At 63.4% G+C, this 18,632-nt stretch carries 17 protein-coding genes; 10 read left to right on the top strand and 7 right to left on the bottom strand.

What is annotated here, in order from left to right:
• Window positions 1–289 precede the first annotated feature (289 nt).
• Together OO12_RS24505 and OO12_RS24500 are read left to right on the top strand one after the other, a co-directional pair.
• Window positions 290–1,345, top strand: coding sequence for a DUF2493 domain-containing protein (locus tag OO12_RS24505; protein ID WP_020997449.1), 1,056 nt, complete (start codon window positions 290–292; stop codon window positions 1,343–1,345).
• Window positions 1,346–1,778: 433 nt separating this feature from the next.
• On the top strand, window positions 1,779–2,090 hold the full coding sequence (locus OO12_RS24500) for a hypothetical protein (protein ID WP_006949425.1): 312 nt from the start codon (window positions 1,779–1,781) through the stop codon (window positions 2,088–2,090).
• A gap of 161 nt (window positions 2,091–2,251) precedes the next feature.
• On the opposite strand, the gene OO12_RS24495 is transcribed toward OO12_RS24500, so the two are convergent.
• On the bottom strand, window positions 2,252–2,479 hold the full coding sequence (locus OO12_RS24495; protein WP_006949427.1) for a hypothetical protein: 228 nt from the start codon (window positions 2,477–2,479) through the stop codon (window positions 2,252–2,254).
• Between the two features lie 472 nt (window positions 2,480–2,951).
• Here OO12_RS24495 and OO12_RS24490 point away from each other — a divergent pair, with 472 nt between their 5' ends.
• From OO12_RS24490 to OO12_RS24470, 6 genes are read left to right on the top strand one after another with little or no spacing between them, the layout of a single operon-like run.
• Entirely contained in the window at window positions 2,952–3,242 is a 291-nt protein-coding gene (locus OO12_RS24490) for a hypothetical protein (protein WP_034161358.1), read from the top strand.
• Entirely contained in the window at window positions 3,229–5,580 is a 2,352-nt protein-coding gene (locus tag OO12_RS24485) for a type IV secretion system DNA-binding domain-containing protein (RefSeq protein WP_034161357.1), read from the top strand. The genes OO12_RS24490 and OO12_RS24485 overlap by 14 nt, the downstream gene beginning before the upstream one ends.
• A gap of 3 nt (window positions 5,581–5,583) precedes the next feature.
• Complete coding sequence (gene mobF / locus OO12_RS24480; RefSeq protein WP_020997447.1) at window positions 5,584–8,628, top strand: MobF family relaxase; 3,045 nt, start codon at window positions 5,584–5,586, stop codon at window positions 8,626–8,628.
• Window positions 8,625–8,912 carry a hypothetical protein gene (locus OO12_RS24475; protein WP_034161356.1) on the top strand — a complete coding sequence of 96 codons (288 nt, stop codon included), beginning with the start codon at window positions 8,625–8,627 and terminating at the stop codon, window positions 8,910–8,912. Before mobF ends, OO12_RS24475 begins: the two co-directional genes overlap by 4 nt.
• Window positions 8,902–9,105 (top strand): hypothetical protein, encoded by a 204-nt coding sequence (locus tag OO12_RS27775; RefSeq protein ID WP_019054080.1) that lies wholly within the window; start codon window positions 8,902–8,904, stop codon window positions 9,103–9,105. The genes OO12_RS24475 and OO12_RS27775 overlap by 11 nt, the downstream gene beginning before the upstream one ends.
• A 16-nt stretch (window positions 9,106–9,121) precedes the next feature.
• Window positions 9,122–9,496: a hypothetical protein gene (locus OO12_RS24470; protein WP_020997446.1), complete on the top strand. Its 375-nt coding sequence runs from the start codon at window positions 9,122–9,124 to the stop codon at window positions 9,494–9,496.
• A 62-nt stretch (window positions 9,497–9,558) separates the two neighbouring features.
• Here the strand turns inward: OO12_RS24470 and OO12_RS24465 are convergent, their stop codons facing one another.
• Both OO12_RS24465 and OO12_RS24460 read right to left on the bottom strand, forming a co-directional pair.
• The gene (locus OO12_RS24465) at window positions 9,559–9,930 is read right to left on the bottom strand and encodes an HVO_A0114 family putative DNA-binding protein (RefSeq protein WP_020997445.1); all 372 of its coding nucleotides are present in this window, start codon (window positions 9,928–9,930) and stop codon (window positions 9,559–9,561) included.
• The gene (locus OO12_RS24460) at window positions 9,927–10,286 is read right to left on the bottom strand and encodes a toxin-antitoxin system TumE family protein (RefSeq protein ID WP_020997444.1); all 360 of its coding nucleotides are present in this window, start codon (window positions 10,284–10,286) and stop codon (window positions 9,927–9,929) included. Before OO12_RS24460 ends, OO12_RS24465 begins: the two co-directional genes overlap by 4 nt.
• Window positions 10,287–10,530: 244 nt before the next feature.
• On the opposite strand from OO12_RS24460, the gene OO12_RS29215 reads away from it, so the two are divergent.
• A complete protein-coding gene (locus tag OO12_RS29215) occupies window positions 10,531–10,707 on the top strand; it encodes a DUF5818 domain-containing protein (RefSeq protein WP_228451650.1) in 177 nt (58 codons plus the stop codon).
• Window positions 10,708–10,931: 224 nt separating this feature from the next.
• A complete protein-coding gene (locus OO12_RS27770) occupies window positions 10,932–11,129 on the top strand; it encodes a hypothetical protein (protein ID WP_082006772.1) in 198 nt (65 codons plus the stop codon).
• Window positions 11,130–11,137: 8 nt separating this feature from the next.
• Here OO12_RS27770 and OO12_RS24450 read toward each other — a convergent pair whose 3' ends face one another.
• From OO12_RS24450 to OO12_RS24435, 4 genes are read right to left on the bottom strand one after another with little or no spacing between them, the layout of a single operon-like run.
• The gene (locus OO12_RS24450; RefSeq protein WP_020997443.1) at window positions 11,138–14,179 is read right to left on the bottom strand and encodes a conjugal transfer protein TraG N-terminal domain-containing protein; all 3,042 of its coding nucleotides are present in this window, start codon (window positions 14,177–14,179) and stop codon (window positions 11,138–11,140) included.
• Between the two features lie 13 nt (window positions 14,180–14,192).
• The gene (locus tag OO12_RS24445; RefSeq protein WP_020997442.1) at window positions 14,193–15,671 is read right to left on the bottom strand and encodes a conjugal transfer protein TraH; all 1,479 of its coding nucleotides are present in this window, start codon (window positions 15,669–15,671) and stop codon (window positions 14,193–14,195) included.
• Complete coding sequence (traF, locus tag OO12_RS24440; RefSeq protein ID WP_020997441.1) at window positions 15,671–16,486, bottom strand: conjugal transfer protein TraF; 816 nt, start codon at window positions 16,484–16,486, stop codon at window positions 15,671–15,673. The genes OO12_RS24445 and traF overlap by 1 nt, the downstream gene beginning before the upstream one ends.
• A gap of 10 nt (window positions 16,487–16,496) precedes the next feature.
• A complete protein-coding gene (locus OO12_RS24435) occupies window positions 16,497–18,632 on the bottom strand; it encodes a conjugal transfer protein TraN (protein ID WP_034161354.1) in 2,136 nt (711 codons plus the stop codon).

Below are 18,632 nucleotides of genomic sequence, written 5' to 3'. Positions count from 1 at the left end.
TGGGGTTCGGGGGCAAAACCGTAATCTCTCTCTCATCTCGGTGGCTGAGCGAAATCAGCATCGCCATAGCATGACGCCTGGGAGATTGGCGGCCGTCAAGGATCGCGGGTGCCCCCCGATTTTGGCCTGCTGCGGCTACCGCCTTGCGAGCAAAAATCGGCTCCCCCCACGCCCGCGACACGCGGCGGCAGCGCGTGCGCGCCGCCGTCCCTGACTGCCTGACTCCGGCGTCCTTCCGATGGGCATCTTTCATCAGCGTGATGAGAGACAATTCCTTTTGGAGGTTATCATGACGGACCGTTTCTCGAACTTCGCCGACCTTGCCGAACACTATGCGCGCGAAATCGCCACGCCCGACTACGCCCGGGCATTCATGGAGCAGACCGAACTGGCCAAGCTCTCGATCGAGCATGAGCCGAGCGCTGCCGAAATGCCCGACCCCGAGGTGGCGCAGGCGGCAATCGAGATGATGCTGGCAACGGTCTTCGACCTGTTCCGCGACACCCGGATGGAGGACTTCGCGAGTGAAGTCGCATGGGGCGTGGCCAACAGTTTCCATGTCGTCGCCAAACGCCTCGATGACCGCGAGGATTCCATGGCGAACCGGTTGCAGGAGAAGCTGCGCGAATACGATCCTAGCGAGGTCTACGCGACTGACCTTGAGGACCTCACCATGCAGGCCCGCAGCCTTGCCGAATGCCGCGATGCGATGGAGTGCATGCGTGACCATGCCGCACGGATCTACCTTGTCGAAACCGGGCGGCCCTTCTCGCCGGTGCGTGGGTCCAGGGTGTCGTCCAAGACCAATGCCTCGATGATCGAAGCACGCGACTATCTCGCGGCACAGAAGGCGCAGCGGCGCGAACAGTTTGCCCCATCGGGTCCGGTCGTGGTGTTCTCGGGCGGACAGCAGTTCACCGACATTGCCCTCGTTGAAGACTATCTCGATGCGATCCATGCCCGGGTCCCGTCGATGGCGCTGGCCACGACCGCACAGAACAAGGGCGCGGACGTGATCGCGGCAGCCTGGGCATCGCGCCACAATGTGCCAGTGATCCTGTGCAAGCCAGATACCTCGCGGGGACCTTCGGCACCCTATCAGCGCAACGCACGTATGCTCGCCTTCAAGCCTGTCGAGGCGGTGGTGTGCAGCGGCGGCGGCATCCAGGCGAACCTTGCCGACCGGCTCCGGGAAGCACGCATTCCCCTCCACATCGTGCGCGACGCTTCGGTCCAGAACGACACTCCGGCGGCGCGGACCAATCCCGCAGCGCAAGCTGAGCGGCCTGCGATGAAGCGCACGGCATGTGGCACCGTCAATGGCGATGAACTCCCGCCGTTCTGAGCGGGGCCTGCTCTGATTGCATCAACCAGAAGGGTGTCCGGCCTCACCGCCGGATGCCCTTCTTTTGTGTCGACCCGGACGCACACTGTCATGGCCCGGCTCGCTCGCTTCTTGCCCTAGCCAGTAACGGCCTGACGGCCTGCTGGCGGGGGCGCGAAGGCTTCGCATCGGCCGGGCGGACGAGACCCGTGCCTGGGACCACCGGGGGTGCTGCCCAACAGGGTTAAACACTCTCGTAGAATTCCAAGCATGATGGCCGCCATTGGCCCGCGTCAAGAAGGGCGGTTCCCCCAATTTTTACGCCTGAAGAAGGCGAAAAAATCGGCTCCCCCACCCCCGCTGCGCGGCGGGCCGCGGGCGGCCCGTTCCTGACCCGGGCCAAGCTCGGCCATCCCGGAGGAGACCTCTTCAATTCCTTTGACAGGAGGCTCACATGAACGCTCTTACCAAGACCCTCGAAATCCCGGCTTTCGACTCCATCAGCTATGACGCAGCAGTGCGCGCCGCGACTATCCGGGCCCAGCACAGCTTCTTCGATCAGCACGTCATTGAGGACGCGTTCGGCTGCTATCTCGCCATCGACGAGGGCGACTACAACGCCCTGCCTCAGGACCTGATCGACCGGATCGTCCATTCCGTCCCAGGCATGATGGCCGACGACTTTGACGAAGCGAACATCGCCCGCGCCGCGAGCTTCATGAGCGTGGTGATGGATCCCGAATGGGACGCCGACTGCCCGTTTTGAAATGATCATCGACCGCAGCGCCGGAGGGCACCGACAAGGGGCTCTCCGGCCCCTTTTTTGCGTGTCCAGATAAAGCACAGCCGGGGCCCCCTCGCCTGCCTGCGCAAGGCAGGCAGCAACTTTGGGAACCCCGGCTGCGCTGGCCTCTGTCGAGGCCGGTTTCAGCTTGCCCGAAGGCGCTTCTCGGCTTCGTCCAGACCGAGCTTTCCGAGAGCGGCGAAGAATGCTTCGACCCTCTCGAACGGCGCCTTGCCGAGAACCGACTTGTGCATCAGCTCGACGCTTGCCGCCCGCTCGCTTGTCCGCAGTTTCGCCTCGCGCGCTTCCAGCGCTTGACGCTCCTTTGCGATTGCCTGTCTTTCGGCTTCGAGACTTCCTTTTCTGGCCATGGTTGTACCTCGTAGGTTGGTGCTGAAACCTCCCGCGCGCGAGGATCGGCATCTCGGCCCGCTTGGCAAGCCCCCTGCCGCTTTCTGCCTCGGTTGCCCCTGCCGATCCTGGGCAATGCCGCAGCGCCGGCATGCCGCTGACAGGCCGTGCAAAGCCCGCCCGGATTCGGCTTAGATCCCCCAAAACCACGAGCCATCAGAGCTACAGGATCAAAGGGAAAGGGTGCAGACCGTACACTGCACGGCAGTAGGAGAAATTGGCAGAACTGCGCGCGTATACAGCAATGCCATCCATGTATCACAATGTGTGATAATTGCTGAACACAATTGGGGACGACGCATTTGCGCCATTTTGCGCGTAATACATTTGAATACGGCAGGCACCGGCTCCCCCTTCCCTTGCCAAGCCATCGGCGATGGCCTAAAACATCCAGGCGCAATCTCCACCGGGCCCTTTTCGAAGGGTTTGGTGATGACAGAAACAGTTCTGATTTCGGTCCGGCTTCCCGGATCAGTTGCCGAGGCGGCCAATGCCGCTGCGGTCTCGCGCAATATCTCCCGATCGAAGCTTCTGCGAATCGCCATCGAGCGCTTCATCGATGACCTTTCCGGTTCATCCGAGCAGGATCGCCGGCGGCAGTTCTCGTCCGAGTATACCTTCCTCGCGCTCGACCTCATCGTCCAGCGCGAATACCCCGAGGTACACACCGAACTTCTGACCGAAGCCGAGCGGCGCATGGAGGCCTTCCATGGCGGAGCCTGACACCTGGTCCGACCGCGCTCGGCCGGGCAAGCTGCAGCACCATTCGGCGCGCGGGACCATGCCGCGCAATGCCGGTGATTTCACCCGCGGTTCGCAGCTCATCACCCATGAATTCCTGATGTGGTTTGCCTCCGCGCGCCTGCCTTTCATGGTGTGGTTTATCACCTTCCTCCTCGTGCTCTCGGTCGCGCTCGCGCTGCGTCTCCACGAACACGAAGTGCAGATGATCCTCATGCGGATTTACGCGGCCGGATGGGGGTTCATGGAGTTCAATCCCGGCAAGGTCATCAACCTCACCCTGCCCTCTGGCGAAGTGATCCCTGCCCCGATCTCGATGGTCGCCTCACACCCCGATGTTGCCATTGCCTGGAACCGGATGATGCGCGCAGTCTGGGGTTCGCTGTTCATCTCGCTGTTCCTCGCCGTGCCGCTCGCCATCTGGTTTGTCGATTTCTCGAAGCGGCGCGGAAAGTCGATCCTCGAAGAGCGTCACCAGCGCGGCGCGATGCTGGTCGACGGTGCGGAGCTGGCAGCCGTCATCAATGCCCACAACCGGGCTGCGCTCGAACAGGAAATCGCCGAGCGGCTTCCCGACATGAGCTTCGACGAGGTTATGGCGATGCCGCTTGCCCCGCGTAAAGCGGCCGGCATTCACCACGCCTATTCGCTCGCCGGAGTCGCCTTCCCCTGGCGTACCGAACAGTCGCACACGATGATGATCGGCTCGACCGGGACCGGCAAGACCACCCAGATGCGCGCGCTGATTGCCCAGATGCGCCTGCGCCGCGATCGCGCCGTCGTCTTCGATCTCACCGGTGCCTACGTCGAGGCGTTCTACAATCCCCAGACCGACGTGATCCTCAACCCGATGGATGAGCGTTGCCCGAGCTGGTCGGTGTTCGGCGAGGCGAAGAACCATGCCGATTTTACCGGTATCGCCGCAGCCCTGCTTCCGGCCGATGGCGGCGGGGCCGAGCCCTTCTGGATGCTCGCTGCGCGCACGCTGTTTGTCGAGACCTGCATCAAGCTCATGAAGGATGGCCAGGCGACCAACCAGGCGCTCGCAAGCCGGTTGATGATGGCGGACCTCAAGGAGGTCCACAAGATGCTCGAAAACACCGTCGCCGATCCCCTGACTGCGCCCGAAGCGGCCAAGATGGCGGAGTCGATCCGGGCCGTGTTCAACACCAATGCGCAAGGCTTGCGCTTCCTGCCCGAGGGCAAGGAGCCCTTCTCGATACAAGCCTGGATCCGCACCGATGACAAGCCGGGCAGCATCCTGTTCATCACCTCCTCGCACAACGAACTCGTCCTCAACCGCGCGCTGCTCTCACTCTGGATGAACCTTGCAGTGCACACGCTGATGCGCCTGCCGCGCACGCGCTCGTTGCGCACCTGGTTCTTCTTCGACGAGGTCCATGCGCTGCACCGCCTGCCCGCAATCGAGGACGGCTTACAGACCGCACGGGGGTTCGGCGGAGCCTTCGTTCTCGGCATCCATTCCTTCGCCAAATTGTCGGAGACCTACGGCAAGGAAGGCGCGCAGAACCTCTCGTCGCTGGCGCGCACCAAGCTCATTCTGGCCGCCGCCGATCGCGATACCGCTGAGCACTGCTCGGACTACATCGGCCACCGCGAGGTGCGCATGATGGATGAGGCCTACAGCTACGGCTATTCCAACATCCGCGATGCGGCGACAATTACCCCCCGCTCCGAAGTCCAGCCTCTGGTCCTGCCCGACGATATCATGAAACTGCCCTCGCTGCGCGGGTTCCTGGTATTCCCCGAGGGCTTCGATGCTGCGCGGATCAAGCTCACCTACAAGGACTACCCGGCGGTCGCCGAAGGCTACATCCTGCGCGAGAACGTCGAGCCAATCGAGTTAGCAAAGCCAGCCAGCGACGACGATGCAGACGAAGAAGGTGGTGGCCGAGAAACCAAAGACGAGCTCGAGCCCAAAGTAGAACTCGACCGCGATGAGGATCTGCCGAGGCCGCCAACGCCTGCGCCGCAGCCGGATGTTGCTGCACCTCCTGCCGGAGCCATGCCAGGCGAAAGCCCGCTCGCCGCAGGCAGTCTCGGCAACACGATGGTCTTCCGTCCCGGCGGTTCGCCAATCGATGCGCAGGCGCAAACCCGCGACGCCGAAAGTGCGACTAAACCGGCGCCGAGCGCACAGGCCAAGACTGCGGCCCAGCGTGTCAGCCAGACCGCGCGCGAGCTTGGCGAAGCGCTCGAACCGGAGAGCAGGATTGAACGCTCCGCAGGCGGTCCAAATGGCCCCGAGGTGCCCGGTCTCGGCCTCGCTGACGGCCCGGATGATGGAATGGAGATGTAGCCCATGCACTCCATTGCAGCAGTGCGGTCTTCGAGCGGCGCCGCCGACTATTTCGCGAACGACAACTACTACACGGCTGAAGAGAACGCGGAAGCCGGGGTCTGGGCTGGCGAGGGTGCGCGCGATCTCGGACTTGCGGGTCCGGTCGAGAGGGATGCGTTCGAGGCGATCTTGAACGGACATCTGCCAGATGGCGATAAGGTTGGGCAGGTCGAGGGGCGCCGCCTAGGCCTCGATCTAACCTTTTCGATGCCCAAGTCTGCCTCAATCCTGGCACTGGTCTCGGGCGACCGGCGGATTCTGGGTGCACACCTGGCCGCGGTGCGTTCGACCATGGCGCAGCTTGTCGAGAAGCAGTTCGCCGAGGCCCGCAATTACGAACGCAGCCGCAACGGCGAGCCCGAGCGGACCGGCAATCTCGTCTATGCCCTCTTTGCCCATGACACGAGCCGCGCGCTCGATCCGCAAGGCCATATCCACGCCGTGGTCGCAAACCTCACCCGCGATCTCAAGGGCAACTGGAAGGCACTGTGGAACGGTGAGATCTGGAAGAACAATACGACGATCGGCCAGTTCTACCATGCCGCCTTCCGCGCCCAGTTGCAGAAGCTCGGCTACGAGACCGAGGCCGCCGGCAAGCACGGCGCTTTCGAAATCAAGGGCGTGCCAGGCGAGGTCATCAAGGCGTTTTCGACCCGCGCTGCCGAGATCGAGGCCAAGATCGCCGAGATCGGAGCCACAACTCTGGCGACCAAGAAGCAGATCACGCTTTATACCCGCGATCCCAAGCTTGCGGTCGAGGATCGCACCGCGCTGGTTCGGGGATGGCAGGACCGCGCTGCCGAACTGGGCTTCGACGGCAAGCCGCTCGTCGCAGAGGCCATGGCGCGGGTACAGCACCAGGCTAGGCCATCGCTTCGGGAAACCGCCTCTCAGGCTTTCGGCGAGATCGCCGAGCGGATCAGTGCGGCCATGCGTCCACCGAGCGCGCTGGCTGTCAGCGGGACGGCGGCACTGTTCCTCCCCGCTGAAACCATCAAGGCCCAGCACGCGACCGCGTCCGCTATCCGGCACCTTTCCGAGCGAGAGGCGGCATTTTTGCCCCATGCCATCCTGGCGAGTGCGCTCGGCTTCCAGATCAAGGGCCTCGAGGGTGAGGCCGTGGCCGCACGGATCGGGGAACTTATCCGGGAGGGCCACCTCATTCCCGGCAAGTCCGATCGCGCCGACGGCCACTACGACCTGGTGACGACGCCTGAGGCGCTGGCGCGCGAACAGCAGATACTTGACCGCCTAGATGCCGGTGCCGGTCAGGGCCGCGCTTTCATGGCGCCCAATCTGGCCATGGCCCGGCTTCAGGAGGCCGCTCGCGAACTCGGGCTCGAGCGGGCCGGCGTCGATAGCTGGCAGTTGAACGAAGGTCAGCTAGCCGCCGGCGTTGCGATCCTTTCGGGCACCGACCGGTTTCTCAACATCCAGGGCGTTGCTGGCGCCGGCAAGTCGACCCTGCTTGGTGCGCTGGGCAAGGTGCTTGGCGCAGAAGGCATCAAGCTGATCGGCCTCGCCTTCCAGAACAAGATGGTCGCCGATCTGCGCGGCGGTGCTTCAGGCACGATGTCGGTCGAGCAGATGAAGGAAGCCGGGATCGAGGCCTGGACCATCGCCAGTTTCATCAACAAGCATGGTTCGGCGGCAGCCCAGGGATCTGGCGATCGCTTCGAAGCCTCCAAAGCAGCGCTGCGCAATACCGTCATCATCACCGACGAGTCCTCGATGGTCTCTTCGCGCGACATGCTGCGGCTCACCGCAATTGCCGAGCAACTCGATGTCGCCAAGGCGCCGTTCATGGGCGACCGCCAGCAATTGTCGGCGATCGAGCAAGGCAAGATGTTCGCGGTCTCGCAGGCCGCTGGCCAGGCGACCGTGCGGATGGACGAGAGCATCCGTCAGAGGAATTCGCCGCTCCTGCTGGCGGTCGCGGGGCTCTCGAACGAAGGCCATGCCAGCCTCGCGCTTGATCTGCTGGCGGCGCACGGCCGGGTGATCGAGGCGGGTCAGAACCACGTCGCGCGCGCCGCCGAGCTCTGGTTGTCGCTGAGTCCGGAGAAGCGCGGGGCGACGGCGATCTTCACCGCCGGGCGCGACGACCGGACCCAGATCAATAGCCTCGTACAGCAAGGGCTTCTCCAGGAGGGCGCGCTGAGGGGCGAAGGCATCGCGCTCACAACGCTTCAGAGCGCCAATGTCAGCCGCGAGGAACTGCGCTTTGCCTCAACCTACCGGCGCGGCCAGGTCCTCGAGGCGCGGATGGATGTGCGCGAGATTGGCCTCGCGCGCGGTGAATATGCGATTCTCGACATTCGCAAGGACGGCAAGGTCACGCTCGAGAAGGGCGGCAAGCGCCTGAGTTTCGATCCCGACCGGATCGATCCAAACCACAAGTTCGACCGGCTCGGGCTCTATGACCAGAAGTCCATCCGGATCCATGATGGCGACACGGTGTTCTGGCGTGACAAGGATGCCGTCCGCGACATTGCCAAGTCGACTTACGCGAAGGTTATCGAAGCAAAGCCTGACGCGGTCACGGTCGAACTTGCCGACAAGCGTCAGCTTACCCTGCCCGCCAATGACCCCATGCTGCGCCGTCTCGATCTTGGCTATGCGCTCAATGCCCACATGGCGCAGGGCATGACCAAGGCCCATGCGATCGAGGTGATCTCGTCTTCCCAGCGCAACCTCGCGACCCAGCGGACGCAAAATGTCCTCAACACCCGCGCCACTGATGACATGCATGTTGTCACCGATGATCTCGGGGCCCTCAAGTTCCAGCTCGACCGCACACCGGGCAACAAGACTTCCGCGCTTGAGGTAACCGGCAAGGTCGAAGTCGATGCCGGATACACCAATCCCATCGAAACCCGCCAGGTTCCCGAACTGCGCATGAGCCCGGAGCTCAGGGCCAAGCTAGATGCGGTGCTGGGTCCGGTGCCAGAGGCGCCGGTGCGGCAGCTCCCCGTTCCCGAAAAGTCGCTAGGGCTCGACCTGTGAGGCGCCGGCCAATCCCCGCCTTCACCCAGGCACGCGCCACCCGGCTGTTCGATGGCTGTCACGCGACCCTCATCTGGCTTGCGGTGCTCGCCCTCGCCGCACCCGGTTCCGATGTTCAGGCGCTTGCGGTCTGGGCGATGATCGCTGTCGCGCTCGCCGCTGCATTCGTCGCGCTTTGCCCGTCAACGCCGGGCGGATTGGCCGAAAGCGCCGCTTCGAACCCTGCCCCAGCCAGCGTGCGCGGCCCTGCCAACCCAGAAGAGGACCAGACGCATGTCCTATGATCATCAGGAAATCGGCGACTTTGCCAACGAACGCGACGCCCAGGACTGGGCGGAACGAAACAACCTCGATGTCCGCGACCTCCACTACCGCAGTCGCGGCAGTCGGGGCGTTACTCTGAGCGTGCGCCGGTCGGCGCTCGGGGACTCTGCAACCAGCGACCTCTCATATGGCCGCCGGACCGGCTTTTTCTGAAACCAGGAGACCACCCATGAAACTGAAATACCTGTTGTTTGCGCTTCTTGCCGTAGGTGCCCAGCCTTCGCTCGCTGCCGAGCCGGCATCTGGCCTTGGCGAGATTGCGATTGAGCCTGCCGCTGCAGTCACCGCAGTCCGCAGGCAGGAACTCCAGCGCGTCGCCGATGCCCTGACCGCCGAAGCCAGTTCGAAAACAGGCGTGAACACGCGAGAAGCCGTCGAGGCCATCAAGGCGCGGATCAAGGCGATGAAGCGGCCCTCCCCTCATGCCGGGCAGCCGGACTGCGATGATTGTCCTGACAAGGCGGTTGCTCCCCGCCCCGATTCTGCCAGCCAGGTTCGCAACCGCGACTGCATCGACTGCGTCGAAGAAGCGATCCTGGCCTGACCAGACGGCGCGGCCCGGGTCGCCTCCCACCGGGCCGCGCCACCATTTTGGGGATTGCGCGATCAGGCAGCCTGCGCGCGCAACGACAGGTCGAGCCGTATATCGTCGTAATTCACGCGCGGAGCGAGTGCCCGGTTAGGCCGCTTCTCGAAACGCACGAGACCGTAACGCTCCATCGTCTTCAATGTGCGTGACAGATTCGACTTGGCTCGTCCGGTCCGTTCGACCAGCGCCTGCAAGGACTCCGGCTTTTCCTTGGCGATCAGCGCCAGGAGTTCCCGGTTGCGATCGGACAGCACCTTGGCGAGGCTCTCGATAGAAGTGAACCAAACCTTCGGCGCCTGCGCCGACTGCTTCAACTCGCCCCGCGCGATGGCCATGGTCCGGGCTTTGTAGTCCGCCGGGCTGGCGATTCCGATTTTCAACGTCGTCATAGCTTTACTCCTCGCTGCGCCAGCACCGCTTCGACTTCCTTCCAGAAATCGGCCAACAGGCTGGCGGCATCAGCGTATTCGTAGGGCCTGATGGTACGCAGCCGATGCTTGTGGTCGAATGCAGCCGTTTGTTTCGCCCCCGGTCCCGAACCCGATGTCACGGGATGGGCATTGTCGAATCCGACCAGCCGCTCGCCCTTCCCGTCGTGCAGAGTGAGCGAGTAGCGTAAGCCGTGCGGTCTCTCGGGTGAGCTTGCCACACGTTTGACCTCGAACTTGACCCAGTGGTTCCCCGAAGGCTCGATGACAAACACTTCGCCATCGAGCGGAAGCAAGGCACGAGTCGTGCGGCTCATCCACCCTGCATAGTTATCATACGCTGATAACTATGCAACTCGTATTACCGGCAGGGACCTTGGTCGGCCCATTGGATGGGTCACTAGAACGTGCCACTTCCTGCGATGGCTGGGCAAAATCGATCCTGAAGGCTAAGGCCGACCGAGGCCCGCGGGATGCGCCTCAGGCAGTTTCCTCTATCCGACACCAAGCCACTCTATGAATTCGGCCAGTTCCTAATCAACGAGCTTCCATGTCAGAACTATTGAACCCGGTGCTCGCGGACCGATCCTGCGCGACGTTGACGGCGTGTGCTGGCGGCTTGGCTTCGTCGATGAAAGCGCGGCGGATGGACTCAGTGGGCGTGTCCGGGTGCGTGGCCGCATCGTCGATGTCGACCGGATCGAGGTGGAATACGTCGAAGCGCAGGACGGGGTCTGAGCGCAGGATCAGAGGGTCTATTCACCGCACATTATGCGGAGAATAGCTGCCATAATCTCCGCATCGTTTAAGGTCGGGGCGCAGTCGCAGGCAGGGTGGTCGGCGTTTCGCGCCGGGGAGTGCGAGGGTGCGAAAAGGGTGGCGGGGGCTCACCCTTTTTCCTGGCACATCATTGAAAAATCGGCCCGATCAGGGTATCGATTGCCAGAGCAAGGAGCCCCACCATGAACCACGATCGATACGGACTGGATGGGCAACCTATTTATCCGCGTCCCGGGCATTTCGATCACGTTACCGGTCAACAGCTGCCGACTTTTCGCGGCGAAGGTCAGGCTGGGCGCAGCCCCCTTACTATGACGCTGGCGGTCTTTATGGTCATAGCAGGTGCAGCGCTCGCATATATGGCGAATATCTTCGGATAGGCTCACTGTCAGCTTGACCGCTTCGCGACATGCAGATGGTCCCGAGCCGGATTGTCGGGGAACCGCTCAAAGTCCACAGCATATGATGAGCCGAGGCGTTGCTGCACGCGCTCTGCCCATTGCTCGCCCTGCTCGTCCGAAATGTTGTTCCCACGAAAGTCCAGCGCCCGGTTGTCATAATGGGCGGAACCAGCCACGTGCTGGGTACTGTCGTTGCCTGAGGTGACCACGGGCCGAGGGAGTCCGAGCGCCCTTGCCTCCTCTGCCACCACGCCCATGGCCGGAACGAGTTCACCATCCATCCGACCTAGTTGCGCGCTTGGTTTGACACCTAGTCCCAGCTCTCGCGCAAGCTTTGCTCCATCAACCGGTCCATCCGGAGCCGCCAGATGCGTTCCTCCTTCCAAGGGAGAAGCCACGAGCGCCGATGAGCGCCCGGAAGACGGCAGTGCAACGCTGTCCGGCATGCCAAGTTCGGCGTTGCTGCCGATCGAGCCCTTGCCCGCAATATCGGCTACGTCCGCCAGTTCGTCGATGCGCCGATTGCGCAGATCACTCATCAGGTCATCCATGATGTAGCTGATGGCCTGATCGCGCCTTGCGAGATCGCGGTAGTCGAGGCGCGGGTTCGAGATGTCGGGAAGATGCCATTCAGGATGTTCACGCTGCAGGGCCTCGTAGCGATCCTGGATCAAGTTCGACATGTCGCTCGACACCTGGAATCCATGGCTCTCCGCGTAGCTGGCTTCGGACATCATCCTGCCACCAATCTCGCGGTAGCGCGCAGCCGCCGCGCGCCGCTCGTCGGCCTCGGCTATGCGCCAGTCGGTGCCTTCGCTGGCAGTCCGGCTCTGGCTGGCATCGGTGTAATCGGAGTTCTGGCTGAATGTGCCCGACGACCGGACATCGCCGCTGTTGCCACTGACCACGACCCGGCTGCCCACATCCTCGGACTTGTCCGTCCCGCGCGTGACCTGGTTGGTAGCGGAGCGCTCGGTATTTGCGCTCGCATTGTCTCCGGTCTCCTTTCGGCCCGACAGTGCAGCTGACATTGAGGCAGACACACCACTCCCGATGGCACCTTCAAGCGGCGTTCCGATTGTGCCTGTACCCGTAAGCGACGCACTTGTGCCGAAGGTCCTCGCCGAAAAATTCCCACTCGATCGACTGTTGCCCTGCCGCAGGATCAGATCGTCATTCGTGACTTCGCGCGTGGACTTGCCCGACGAGCCCTCGACCATCACATTGCCGCCGACATTATGCGTGTCTGACGAGCGCGACCCGCGCTCGCTTCGCGACCCGCTGACCTCGCTGCTAGCAGCGACCGCACTGCCGAATGTTCCGCGCGAACTGCTCCAGGTCGCCGAGGTGCCATTCTCGATGCGCTCGGCCTCGTTCATGTACCACTGACCCTGGTTCCTGAGATCGCTGGCGTAACCGCGTGTCATCGACGCCTTGAACGGCAGCTGCGAGATGGCGCCGCTGCTGTCGATCACCGTGTGGCCCTCGCCGTATTGATGGTACATCCGGCCATCATCGCCCCGGAATCCTGAATGGGCGGCCCCAGCCATGAGATTGGGCGCCTGGTTCCACTGCGCCATCTGGCGGTTGTTCGCATTGAGATTGCCATGGCTGACATCACCGAAGGCATAGTTGCCGGTGGTCCGCTCGAGCGCGGCCGCATCCGCCCCGCCCTGCGCAGGGGCGAGCATCGAGCCCATGTTGGAGGCGACCGACATGGTGCCGCGCATCACCATGAGAGCAAGCACCGGCACCGACATCATCAGGAACCCCGCCATGGTGGCGACGTCCTGATTGACGGCATCGATCCCGGCCCAGTTCACAAGGCTCACCCCGCCCGCCGCCGCCGCATTGGTCTGCGCTGCGAGGCGGTCCATGATGAACATGTGAATGAGGACGTAGATTGGTCCCCATGCGGCAAGGTAGAAGAAACCGGCAAAATAGCCCTTGAGCGTCGCGATACCGCTGCGCGGAAACAGCAGCAGCGGAAAAACGATCGGGAACAGCGCGTAGAACACGACCGTCAGCACCACGTTCAGCACCGGGATCCAGATCAGTCCCTGCTCGGCCGCAGTCGTCATCGCGTTGCGGGTCTGGGCATCAGCGCGTTGCAGCGCGAAGGAATCGCTGTCAGCATTGCCGAAGTCGAGCTGGGCGGCCTCGAAAGCATCGACCATGCTCTTCTGCTTGAAGAACTGGTTCCGGGTCATGGCGCTGCCGGTGAGTAGCTGCGAGACCACCGGCACATCGGCAGCGAGCTTGGCACCGGCGGCAGCCTGAGTGAGCTTGGGGTACATCGAATGCGCGAAAGGCAGCGCATAGGCATTGATCTCGGTGTCCCACCGCCCATCGATCAGGCCCCAGGCCTCGGCGCAGGTCTTGCCCTCGATATCGACCGTCCCGCCACCGGTATCGGTCAGATATTTCATGCCACGGTTGGTGGCGGCACCCACCCCAAGATCGGCCCAGAGATCGGTCGACTCGCTGAGCAGCTTCAAACTCTTGGTGCCGAGCAGGATGTCGTAATAGGCGCATTGCTTGAGGTAGCCGTCCAAGTTGGCCTTGAACACGGGATTGCGGATCTCGAACCCACGCACCTTGTCCCACATCCGCGCGCCATAGACGAAGCCGCCATTGGAATAGTTCAAGGCCGCCGGCATGACGAAAACGGTCTCGGCGGTGCGGGTGAAATAGTCGCTCACCTGGCTGGTGAACGAGGCCATTACGCCGAGCCCGATCGACACATTGGCGACAGTTGCGGGCGCGAGGCCCGGATTGATGCGGTCGGTGACCTTGATCGTGACCGTCGGCACCATGAGCACGAGGTAGATCAGTGTCGACTGGATGAACCAGCGAAACCAGGCGCGCCAGTCGAGATCCATCGCGGTGATAAGGAGCGCGTAGATCAGCCCCATCACCATTACGACCCGGATCAGCGACTTGAACCCGCCCGAACCGGTCCAGGCGGCGATGGCGTTGAAGGTGTTGACGAGATAATCGCCGCCGCCGACCGTGTAGACCTCGAGCATCCGCCAGCGCCCCTTACTGGACCTGTTGGTTCAAGGTGCGCGAGAAGCGCAGCGCCGCCGACATCTGCGGGCTCAATTGCGTGCGCAGGGTCTTCTCCAGCATCTGCGTGCGCTGGATCAGCGCAAAGGTCTGGTCGAAGCGGTCAGAAGTGCGCGCCGCGATCCCGAGGAAGTTGCGGCGGGTTTCGTAAAGTCCCTCACGCCATTCGCGTAAGCTATCAGCGTCCGCGCCGTTGAAGTCGGACCGCGAATTGATTGCCATGTCGATGAACCGCATGGTCATGGTGGTGACCAGATCGACCGCAACGATTTCGGAAAGGTCGTTGATCTCCTGGGCCGAGATCCCGAACTCGGCGGCCGCGCTCACGGTGATGATCTTGTAGACCGGCACGCTCGCCATGCCGAGAAGCTGGACCTCGCCCGTCGTCAGCGAGGCTCCGGGATCGCGCACCTTGAGGGCCATGGACTCGATAAGCGCGCGCACCTTGGTCTTGATCGCCGCGTTGGGTCCGATCACCATGTCGATCTCGCTGGGGTTCATGCACTTGGTGGTATCCGAGCCGCAGCTCCAGACCTTGTGCGGCGTCGATGACGTGCCATCGAGCATGGCGCTGATCAGCGCGCTATCGGCGGGGCCGATGAACTGGACGCGCGGTTTGCCGCCAGTGCCATTGGGGTCGTAGATCACCGTGCCGACCAGCGTCATCAGGAACTCGCGGAACTGGGCATCGAACCCGCCGTATTTCTTGCCCAAAGCCTCCCAGGTATAGTTGTTGGGCATGCCCGCCTGTTCGCGCATGTCCGGGTCGGAATTTGCGCCCTTCAGGGCCTCGCGCTGGCCGCCGTTGTTGCATTGCTGGCGCGCCTTGGCCCAGTCGGCGACCGCGCCCTGGCTGTTGGCGATCGCCTCGCAGATCACCGAGGAGGCCGTGTCGGAAGTCGGCCACAGCCCGCCCACCAGCGCCTGCGCGGTCTCGCAGCTCGAGATGTTCATCTGGTTCATCTGCTGCACCTTCTGGGCAAGCTCATCCATGACCTTGCCGATTTCGGGCGAGATCGTGTCGATGGCGAGCTTGAAGGCGAAGCCCAGCGCGTTGTTGGCGGTGGCTTTGAGCATCGCCACCAGTTCGGCGGTGTTGATGAACGAGAACGATCCCGCGAACAGGTCGATGCCGCCGCAGCCGGCGCGCGCATGCGGCAGCTGGATGTTGAAGGGCTGGATGTTCTTTTGCGGGAACCGCGACCAGACCGCGCCACCCGAATAATAGCCCGCCGACTGGCCCTGGTAGGCGCTGGGACCCGTGACGTTCCCCTGCACGCCCATCTCGGACATGAAGCTCTGCATCTCGCCCTCGACGCCGGCGAGTGCCGGGGTCGGCGAAGCAAGTACGATCGAGCCGGCGAGCAGGGACCCGAGCACCCGCTTCGAGCCACCCGAAAGCCGGGTCCGGAGCTTCATCGCGCAGCGGCGGGAGGATTGAGACTTGCGCATCAGTAGTCACTCCCGGCGGTAACCTGGGTCAGCTGGAACACCCGCTCCATGATCTCGTCCTGGCTGAGGATGCCGTAACCAATCGGCATGGGCTGCTTGGTTATGCTGTCGAACAGGACGAGCGCGGGCACTTGCCGGTCGGTGCCCATGCCAAGGCGCTCGTATTGGCCGCTATCGACCATGTAGCCGGGGAAGACCGCCGAAGGGCCGCCGTCCATCGAGACGGCGAGCACCGAGAGCCCGTACTTGTCGCTGACGGCTTTGAGGATCGGCGAGAAGATGTCGCAGGCCCCGCAGCTCGAAGCGTAGAAGTAGAACACCCCGTAGCGCTGTGAGAGCTGGGCCATGACCAGGTCGCGGTCGCTCTTGCGCTGGTCGATCCACGCGCGCTTGCCAAGCGTCGAAACCGGGCGCTGCAATGTGTAGTCGAGCCCGGGATCCTGCCACAGTGCGCGCTGCCAGACGTCGGCGAACATCGAGGAGCGATCAAGCTGCTCGCGCTGGAAGCGGACATAGGCAGTGACGTTCTCGGGGCTCGGCTCGAGGATCGCGCGCGCCTTCAGCTCCTCGAGACTGGTACTGATCGCGGCCAGGCGATCCCGCGCGGACGCTTGCGGTACGGCAGTGATCTGCGGCGTCTCCTTCGGCTTTTCGCAGTAGAACCAGGTGCCGAGCCTTCGCTCTTTGCAATAGAGCGCGTCTTCCTGCTGTTCGACTTCGACGCCGTCGCCGTCCGCCGCGATGGCCGCAGGGATAACGGGTGCGACATGTGCCGCCAGCAAAGCCGCCAGTGCGGCGAGCGTACCTCTACTCATGGCGATCTCCTCACGGCTTGTGCGCGGCGTAATAGTCCGCGATTTTCTGCTGGATCTGGACAAGGGCGGCGGCTTCGTCGGGGAGCTTCGCGGCCTCCATGAAGTCGGCGTAGACCTCGGAAAAATCCATCGCGGCAAGATCGAGCTGCTGGAACTCGAAGATCGAGAAGCCTTCGCAGGTCTCGGTCTTGGGCTTGCCCCAGGGCTTGCCGATCTGCGGGCGGCCCTGCTCCTGGAGGATGCGGCTGATCTTCGACTGGAAGCAGCAATAGACGTCCTTCTTGGTGACGCAGATGCCAAGGAAGCTCGATGAGCAATAGGTGCCGACCTTGTGGCAAAGCCCGGCGTCGTCCTTCTCGTCGAGCAGCTTCTCGGCCGCATCGCACAGCCACGGCGTCAGCAGCGGTACGCCCTTGCCCGAGCAGCAGTTCGACAGCCCGAAGACCTTGTGCGAGCAGCTCTCGCGCGTGCCGCGAAACAGCGTGAGCGCGGCTTCATCGAACTCGGCATTGGCCTGACCGAGCGCGTTTAGCGCAACGACGGCATCCTTGAATTCGTCGGAGGCCTCGCGCTCCACGGCTTCGCATTCGCCGTTCACGCAGTAGACGTCGCCGCCGCAGATATACTGGGTGGGTTCCTGAACCGTGCCCGGGATCGGGCAGGTGTAGACGCGCTCGATCACGTCGCAGGTGCCATCGCTGCGCGGCGGATCGTCGAGACAGATTTCGCGGGTTTGCGAGCAGCCCGCAGTCGCCTCGAGCGTGCCGCAATCGTTGCCGCCGCCGACCACGGTCTGGCATTGGTATGTCTTGGTCATTTCCCAGCAGGGCCGGGTGACTGCCACGCCGCCGACGACCCGCGTCTCGTTTGCCGCAGTGCATTGCTCGCTGGCATAGGTGCACGAACCAAGGTCGATGGCGCAGGCGTTGTCGGTCCAGGTCTCGACGAACCATTTCGAGATCGCGCTTTCCGCCGTCATCCCCGCGAAGTTCGACGTGCAGACGTAGACCTCTTCGGGCGCTGCGGGCTCAAGGCAGGTGAGATAGCCGCCTCCGAAAGGGTCGCCGACGAAGTCCCAGGTCTTGCAAAGTGAGCGCTCAGCTAGGCCAGCTGCGGTGGCGCTGGTGGCCGTGCAGCTGGCATTGGAGGCAATCGACCCGCATTGCTGGAGGCCAGTCAGGTATTGCAGCGGCGTGCCGGTGACGGGATCGAAGGTCAGGGCATCGGCGATCCCCTCGCGGTTGCAGCGATAGACATTGCTCACGACCTGAAATGCGCCCGCAGGCGGCGGCTTTGGCACGGTGCCCATGAGGTAGACGTTGGGGTCGCTGACCGGGCTGTCGCAGTCGTAGTAATCGACCGTCAGCGCGTATTCGGGAATCGGATAGCTCGCGGTCCTGCGGCACATGGCATTGCCGGCAAGCGATGCGCAGCCATCGAAACCAGAGCCTGTGACGCAAAGGTATTGGTAGAGCGTCTCGTTCCATTCAGCGACCGACAGGCTGCGGGTGCAGGTCCGCAGCTGCTCCACCACGCTCGAGCCCACGTGGCAGGTCCATTCTGCTGTATTGGCTGTGCCCGAGCCGGGCGGTAGCGGCGTGCAAGCGCCCGTCGAACCATCGGCGCTAATGCCGTCCAGATAGGCGTTCGGATCAGCCTCGATTGCGGTCGCACGCGAAAGATCGCCGCGGGTGACATCGACGGTCGGTCGGGTGGTGGAATTTGCGGTCTGGTAGGCCTCGCTGTTCCAGCCCGCCACCGCGCCATCGCTCTGCATGGCTTCGGGGTTGGTGTAATAGCTCGTCTGGCCCGGATAGGTGTCCTGATAGCCCGGAATCTGTCCGGCCGCGCCCGGAGCCTGGGTCAGTCCTTCGTAGGCACCGCGCAGCGCACTTCCTGTGCTGCGCGCCTCGGCTTTGGCCTCGTCCACGGTCATGGTGCTAGGCGCGGAAGGCGGCGGCGGTGAAGGCGGCGCGATGCCGGGGTCGATCGCGGGAGGTAGGACAGGCAGGTCTTCGATCAGGTCGTCGGGCGGCGGGATATAGACCTGTGCGCTTGCCGGCTCGGCGGTGAGCACTGCGCCGAGGAGCAGCAGTGCTGGCGTGAGCCGGGTCCAGGCTGGCCAAGGGTGGGAGCGCGGCTGCAT

Source organism: Sphingomonas sp. ERG5 (genome assembly GCF_000803065.1).
Taxonomy (GTDB): Bacteria; Pseudomonadota; Alphaproteobacteria; order Sphingomonadales; family Sphingomonadaceae; genus Sphingomonas.
Note: the sequence above shows the minus strand (reverse complement) of the source record. Positions and strands in the feature narration are given on the sequence as shown.

What these genes read in the sequence shown, in the direction of transcription:
- OO12_RS24505 (WP_020997449.1), top strand. Translation starts at nt 290, where the DNA reads ATGACGGACCGTTTCTCGAACTTCGCCGACCTTGCCGAACACTATGCG.
- OO12_RS24500 (WP_006949425.1), top strand. Translation starts at nt 1,779, where the DNA reads ATGAACGCTCTTACCAAGACCCTCGAAATCCCGGCTTTCGACTCCATC.
- OO12_RS24495 (WP_006949427.1), bottom strand. Translation starts at nt 2,479, where the DNA reads ATGGCCAGAAAAGGAAGTCTCGAAGCCGAAAGACAGGCAATCGCAAAG.
- OO12_RS24490 (WP_034161358.1), top strand. Translation starts at nt 2,952, where the DNA reads ATGACAGAAACAGTTCTGATTTCGGTCCGGCTTCCCGGATCAGTTGCC.
- OO12_RS24485 (WP_034161357.1), top strand. Translation starts at nt 3,229, where the DNA reads ATGGCGGAGCCTGACACCTGGTCCGACCGCGCTCGGCCGGGCAAGCTG.
- mobF (WP_020997447.1), top strand. Translation starts at nt 5,584, where the DNA reads ATGCACTCCATTGCAGCAGTGCGGTCTTCGAGCGGCGCCGCCGACTAT.
- OO12_RS27775 (WP_019054080.1), top strand. Translation starts at nt 8,902, where the DNA reads ATGTCCTATGATCATCAGGAAATCGGCGACTTTGCCAACGAACGCGAC.
- OO12_RS24470 (WP_020997446.1), top strand. Translation starts at nt 9,122, where the DNA reads ATGAAACTGAAATACCTGTTGTTTGCGCTTCTTGCCGTAGGTGCCCAG.
- OO12_RS24465 (WP_020997445.1), bottom strand. Translation starts at nt 9,930, where the DNA reads ATGACGACGTTGAAAATCGGAATCGCCAGCCCGGCGGACTACAAAGCC.
- OO12_RS24460 (WP_020997444.1), bottom strand. Translation starts at nt 10,286, where the DNA reads ATGAGCCGCACGACTCGTGCCTTGCTTCCGCTCGATGGCGAAGTGTTT.
- OO12_RS27770 (WP_082006772.1), top strand. Translation starts at nt 10,932, where the DNA reads ATGAACCACGATCGATACGGACTGGATGGGCAACCTATTTATCCGCGT.
- OO12_RS24450 (WP_020997443.1), bottom strand. Translation starts at nt 14,179, where the DNA reads ATGCTCGAGGTCTACACGGTCGGCGGCGGCGATTATCTCGTCAACACC.
- OO12_RS24445 (WP_020997442.1), bottom strand. Translation starts at nt 15,671, where the DNA reads ATGCGCAAGTCTCAATCCTCCCGCCGCTGCGCGATGAAGCTCCGGACC.
- traF (WP_020997441.1), bottom strand. Translation starts at nt 16,486, where the DNA reads ATGAGTAGAGGTACGCTCGCCGCACTGGCGGCTTTGCTGGCGGCACAT.
- OO12_RS24435 (WP_034161354.1), bottom strand. Translation starts at nt 18,632, where the DNA reads ATGCAGCCGCGCTCCCACCCTTGGCCAGCCTGGACCCGGCTCACGCCA.